The organism is Rhodoferax sp. LB1P47, assembly GCF_056521445.1.
Genome location: NZ_JBWMAU010000034.1, coordinates 1 through 5,729, shown reverse-complemented (window position 1 = coordinate 5,729; position 5,729 = coordinate 1). Strand labels below are relative to the sequence as shown.

The window sequence follows — 5,729 nt, the reverse complement described above, 5'->3', positions numbered from 1 at the left end:
GCTTCTTGGTCGGCTGCCATGGCCAGGGTTTGTTGCTTCATCTTTGTCGCCTTGCGAGTGATGAATACAGGCATGCAAGTCACGCGCCAGTTCTGGACTTATTCAGCCTTGCCTTAATTGCCCCGACACCCGCGCGGGGCTAGCGTACAGTGCCGCCTTACCCGCTCTGCCACAGCACATGCATTCTTCGCGTCCCACCTACCTTTTTGTTTTGCCATGGCCCTTAGGGCATGCAGGTGGCGTGAACCAGGTGGTGCTCCAGCTGGCGCAAGAAATGCAAAAGACTGGATTATTTGAGCCGCTGGTGCTCATCCCAGACTGGGCGGCTACGCAACCCCAATGGGGTGCGTTCCAGGGGCTGCGCACGGTTCGCTGGCGTGTTCGCCCTTATCCCTTCGGTGCCAATCTGAAAACCCGGCTGGCGTACTTTTTATGGAGGCAGCAGTTTGGCACCACATTCCAACGGTTTTGCCAAGAAAACCAGATTGCCGCCATCAACGCCCATTACCCGACGCCGTCGGTTTTTATCCTGGAACAGATTGCCCGGGGTTTGGCAAAGCCGATTCCCCTGCTGCTCTCATTCCACGGCGCCGACCTTAGCGCGGTAGCGGATGCGCCTGCACCTGAAGTGGCGGCTTGGCGCGCACTGGCGCAGCGCGTGCAGGCGAATGTGGTTTGCTCTCAAGACATGCAACGCCGCGTACACCAGACTTTGGGTAAAAACGTAGCCGCTTGCGTTATTCACAATGGCATCCATGCCAACCAATTCGAGCGCATGGCCGACGTAGCGCAAACACCCCCAACGCCTTGTGGCCGTATTGTTTTGAATGTCGGAAAGTTCGAGCGCAAGAAAGGCCAAGACGTTCTCATTGAAGCGTTTTCCCGTGTGAAAGACGATTATTCCGATCTGCAATTGGTACTGGTGGGCGCCACGGACCAGGCCTTGCCCGCATTGCAGGCCTTGTGCCAGCAGCACAAGCTGGACGCTCGGGTGCATTTTTTCAAAGACATACCGCACGCCCAAATGGCAGGATTCTTCCAAAAAGCCCGTATTTTTGTACTGCCTAGCCGCGTAGAGCCATTTGGCTTGGTGCTGCTGGAAGCGGGGATCTTTGGCATACCCGTGATTGCGTCCCACGTGGGCGGGATTCCCGAGATATTAGAAGACGGGGTGACGGGCCATTTGGTGCCACCGGACAACCCAGAGGCGCTGGCTGTGTGCCTGCGCGCCTTGCTGGACGAGCCCGCAACCGCACAAGCGATGGGCTTGCGGCTGCGCCAGCATGTGGTATCGGCATTTACCTGGACCCAGGCGCACGCGAAATATGTGGCGCTGTTGCCGGCTCAATTAGGGAGCACTGAGATTGCACACTAAGGTTCAAACACAACAACGACTTGCAGCGGTAGATGCGCTACGTGGCTTGGCATGTCTTGCCGTCGTTCTTTTTCATTATGTTGCGCATGTTCACCGGTATTCAACGAATTTCCCATATGATTTTGAATATGGTCGTTATGGAGTGCAATTATTTTTTGTAATTTCTGGTTTTTTTATTTATCAAACCATTGAAAAATGTCAAAATTCCAAAGAATTTTTATTACTAAGATTTAGTAGAATTTATCCAGCCTATTGGGCTGTTTTACTGCTTGTTTTTGTAGTTGATTTTTCAAAAAATGGCTCCAAAGTCTGGCTTAGTGGTTATTTTATAAATACAACAATGTTACAAGCCTACTTGGGCTTTCCAGATATAGATCTTGTTTTTTGGACACTGGCTGTGGAGTTGTCGTTTTACGTGCTGATGGCGCTATTAATGAAAACCAAGGCACTCAACTATCCGATAACCGTAAGTTTGCTTTGGCTAGCTTTGGCAAATACATTGCCTTTTTTAAAACTTTATATTCCAGAACAATATGAAATTATTAAAAACTGGGTACAGATATTTCTGTACGGGCCATTTTTTATTGCGGGGATGATGTTTCATTATTTGAGATCGGCTACTGGTCAAAAATTTAAGTTTTCGATCGGGATTATTGCTCTCTGTGTAACGACCGAATTTTTTAATAATGGTTTTTTTATGAGTGGCGTTGCTGCGATAGTTTTTTTAATTATGGGGCTGGCAATTGCTGGGGAAATTAATTTCCTGGCTTCACCATTGACACTGTGGCTAGGGAGTATTTCATTCACGCTATATCTGGTGCACCGCAACCTGGGCTACCTAATTCTTTTTAAATTGTATGCACTGGATATTAACGGTTGGATTGCGCTTATTTCCACAGTTGGCATTGCATTTTTTTTGGCGAGTGGATTAACGTATTGGTTAGAGCAACCTAGCTTACGCTGGTTGCGCAGCCGAATAAAACCATAATCTGGCGAATATAGATAGAAAGTCTATGGATCTCTGTCAACAGTCCACAACGTAACTTGACAGAGGTACTACGCAGCGAAGAAAAAATCTGGGCGGGCGCATTAATCAGTCGTAGAAACCCGGCAATCCAGCCACAGCACCTCGTAAGGCCCCAGCGTCAATCCTGCATGCAGCAGATGGGCCACGCCCGTCAGCAGGTCCACCGCGCTCTCGGGCTGGGCGCTAAAGACAATGGCCGGGCACTCTTGCGGCTGCTCGCTGAAGTTGGCCAGCACCAGCACATGGGCACCGGGCGCACCGCGCAGATAGCCCAGCACGCTGGGGTTGCCCGCGCGGAAGCCGGTGAGCTGCCCCCCGGCAAACACCTCCAGCGAAGCACGCACCTCCACCATGCGGCGAAGGCCCTGGTAGATCTGGCCGGGCACGGTGTTCTTTTTATTCCGCTGGCTGTACAGGCCGGGCACGCGGGCCGGGCGGTGCACCCAGCGGCTGTCTCCGGCCTTGGCGGGGTCGTTCAGGTAGCTGTGGTCGTTGGGCGTGCCCACCTCGTCGCCCAGGTAGATCAGCGGCATGCCGCCGGTGCTCAGGGCCACGCTGTGCAGCAGCAAGATGCGGGCAGCGGCCAGCGGGTCGCCCTGCTCGATACCCACCAAGGACGCACAGGTACCGCTGATGCGGCAGTCGCCCGTAGCCGGGTTGTCCTGGAACGGCACGCCCCGCGCATAGCTACCCTCAAAACGGTTTACATAAAAGCGGTTCAAAAACTGCCGGTGCGCAAAACCGTGGATGCCGAGCTGGAGGGCGTCTTCGTCGGCAAAGGTCCAGCCGATGTCGTCGTGGCTGCGCACGTAGTTGACCCAAGCCGTGTCGGGGTCGAGGTTGTGGCGCTGCTCCAGGGCCTGATGCAGCAGATTCACCTCGCGGGTGGCCAGGCTGTTCCACAGCAAGGCCATTTGCAGCGGGTTGTACGAGAGCTGGCATTCCTCGGGCGAGATGTACTTCACCACATCGTCCGGGTGCACGATGGCCTCGCTCTTGAACAGCATGCTGGGCGCGGCGATGCGCACCAGCGCGCTGAAGGCGCGGATCACCGTGTGCGCCTCGGGCAGGTTCTCGCACACCGTGCCCATGCGCTTCCACACAAAGGCCACCGCGTCCATGCGCAAAATCTCGGTGCCCAGGTTGGCAATGGCCAGCATCTCGCCCGCCATGGCGGTAAACACGGCCGGGTTGCTGTAGTTCAGGTCCCACTGGAAGCTGTTGAAGGTGGTCCAGACCCAGCGGCCATCGGGCAGTTGCGAGAACGCGCCGGGGTGCTGGTCGGGGAAGATCTCGCGCACGGTTTGGTCATACGCGTCGGGCAGCGTGCGGTCGGGGAACAGGTAGTAGAAGTCTTTGTGGCGCGGGTCGCCCGCCACCGCGCCCTGCGCCCAGGCGTGCTCGTCCGAGGTGTGGTTGAAGATGAAGTCCAGCACCAGGCTGATGCCCTCGGCACGCAGCGCGGCGGCCAGGGCTTGCAGGTCGGCCATCGTGCCCAGGGTCGGGTTCACCTCGCGGTAGCTGCTGACCGCGTAGCCGCCGTCGCTGTTGCCGTCCGGGCATTTAAACAGCGGCATCAGGTGCAGATAGGTCAGCCCCAGCTCCTTGAAGTACGGAATCTGCTTAAGTAAACCCTTCAGGTTGCCCGCATACAGATCCACGTAGCACACGCCGCCCAGCATTTTTTGCGACTGGAACCAGCGCGGATTTTTCTCGCGCTGCACGTCCAGCGCCTGCAAGTCGGCCGGGCGGGCGTTCCAGGCATCGAAGGCCTTGGACAGCAGGTCCACCAAAAAGTCCATGAAATCGGGCCGCGCACCGTACAGCGGGGCGAGTTCTTTCACCAATTGTGGGAAGTGTGCGTCCAACCGGGCCGCAAAAGCGTTCCACGCCTTACGCGCAGCCTTGGCCTCAGGGCGGGCTTTGAGGGCGGCGACGACGTGCTGGTGGGCGAGTTGGGTTTGGTGTGCGACGGAGAGCATGGTGCGGCCTGGGTAGGTGAAAAAGCTGCGGCGAGTGTACGAGAACCCGCCATTCAAAGCGCTTTGAAACCGGCAGATTTGAAGCCCGAATGGCCTGCTGCGGGCACAGGGAAAACACCAGTACCGAGGTAAAAATACAAGGCAAATATGCCTCTAGCGCTTATTCCACTTGCACGAGAAGCTATGCTAAATATAGCAACCCACCCAGGACGTTACACGCCCGGAACAAACACCATCGCAATGCTCACCCACACGCCGAAGCTGAAGTACGGCGTCAGCCAGAGCGCATCGGCCCTCCATGCCGCCCAGCTGCCGCTTGGCTCGCGGCGGTGCCAGGCATCGTGCGCCCCCTGGTCCAGGCGCATATAGACCTGCCCGTGGGCGCGGCCATGCTGGTAACGGCGCCAGTACATCGGCACATCCACGCACAGCACATAGGCCACGAAGCACACCGAACCCACGATCCCGCCAATGGCCAAGCCGTGCACCCAGCCACTGCTGCCCCAGGCGACGGCCCCCAGCAGGGCTGCCATCCACGCAAAGCCCGCCGCCCACAGCGAAGACTCCACCGCCTGGGTAATGTGGTTCAGCGTCAGCACGCTGTGCCAGCAGAAACCTTGCGCCACCACCATGAACACCGGTATCGCCCACGCGGCCATTTGCACCCACGGCAGGCCCGCATGCACGCCCAGCTGGTGCACCAGCAGACCCAGCTGCAACGCAAAGCAAATCTCGGCCACCGTGGCGGCGCTGCGACCCAAGAAGATGCTGGACAACCGCGTGTCCACCACCACCAGCCGCTCCAAGTCCACCCGGGGCAGCACCGAACGGTAAGCGCACACCAGCACGTACACGCCCGACAAGGCCAGCTGCAGCCCCGCGTGGATGCCGCTGCCCGGCCCCATGTGCAGCACAGCCAGCCACAGGCCCACATTCAGCACGGCAATGGCGCACAGCGCCCGCCACCAGGACAGAACCCCCATGTCGGCTTCAATGGGTACTAGCGAAAAATGGTGACGGCTTGATGACATAGGGCCGCGAGGGTAACCGGGAGGTGGGTGCGGGGGCAAGCGGTTTTGGAGGGGGTGGGGTGCATTTAAACGCTTGGGCCACTGACCAATCTGATCGGCCGACACAAGGCATCTGACAAGCACGCTTGCGTCAATTTCTATATGGGTGTGCCACTTTAAATATGGCAGCTGCTTACGCCCGCTTTGATAGGAATTGGCTTAAGGCAAGGCTGAATAAGTCCAGAACTGGCGCGTGACTTGCATGCCTGTATTCATCACTCGCAAGGCGACAAAGATGAAGCAACAAACCCTGGCCATGGCAGCCGACCAAGAAG

4 protein-coding genes are annotated in these 5,729 nt (G+C 57.2%); 2 read left to right on the top strand and 2 right to left on the bottom strand.

The annotated features are described in order from the left end of the window. Positions 1-211 precede the first annotated feature (211 nt). Together AC0969_RS19645 and AC0969_RS19640 are read left to right on the top strand one after the other, a co-directional pair. Positions 212-1,375, top strand: coding sequence for a glycosyltransferase family 4 protein (locus tag AC0969_RS19645; protein ID WP_479625835.1), 1,164 nt, complete (start codon positions 212-214; stop codon positions 1,373-1,375). After that, positions 1,365-2,363, top strand: a complete 999-nt coding sequence (locus AC0969_RS19640; protein WP_479625834.1) for an acyltransferase family protein — start codon at positions 1,365-1,367, stop codon at positions 2,361-2,363. Before AC0969_RS19645 ends, AC0969_RS19640 begins: the two co-directional genes overlap by 11 nt. 101 nt (positions 2,364-2,464) lie before the next feature. Here the strand turns inward: AC0969_RS19640 and AC0969_RS19635 are convergent, their stop codons facing one another. Next, positions 2,465-4,384: an alpha-amylase family glycosyl hydrolase gene (locus tag AC0969_RS19635; protein ID WP_479625833.1), complete on the bottom strand. Its 1,920-nt coding sequence runs from the start codon at positions 4,382-4,384 to the stop codon at positions 2,465-2,467. Between the two features lie 212 nt (positions 4,385-4,596). After that, positions 4,597-5,367, bottom strand: coding sequence for a hypothetical protein (locus AC0969_RS19630; RefSeq protein ID WP_479625832.1), 771 nt, complete (start codon positions 5,365-5,367; stop codon positions 4,597-4,599). Positions 5,368-5,729 lie beyond the last annotated feature (362 nt).

Bases quoted from the DNA above. Each gene is read 5' to 3' on its own strand.
- AC0969_RS19630 (WP_479625832.1), bottom strand. From the start codon at position 5,367: ATGGGGGTTCTGTCCTGGTGGCGGGCGCTGTGCGCCATTGCCGTGCTG.
- AC0969_RS19635 (WP_479625833.1), bottom strand. From the start codon at position 4,384: ATGCTCTCCGTCGCACACCAAACCCAACTCGCCCACCAGCACGTCGTC.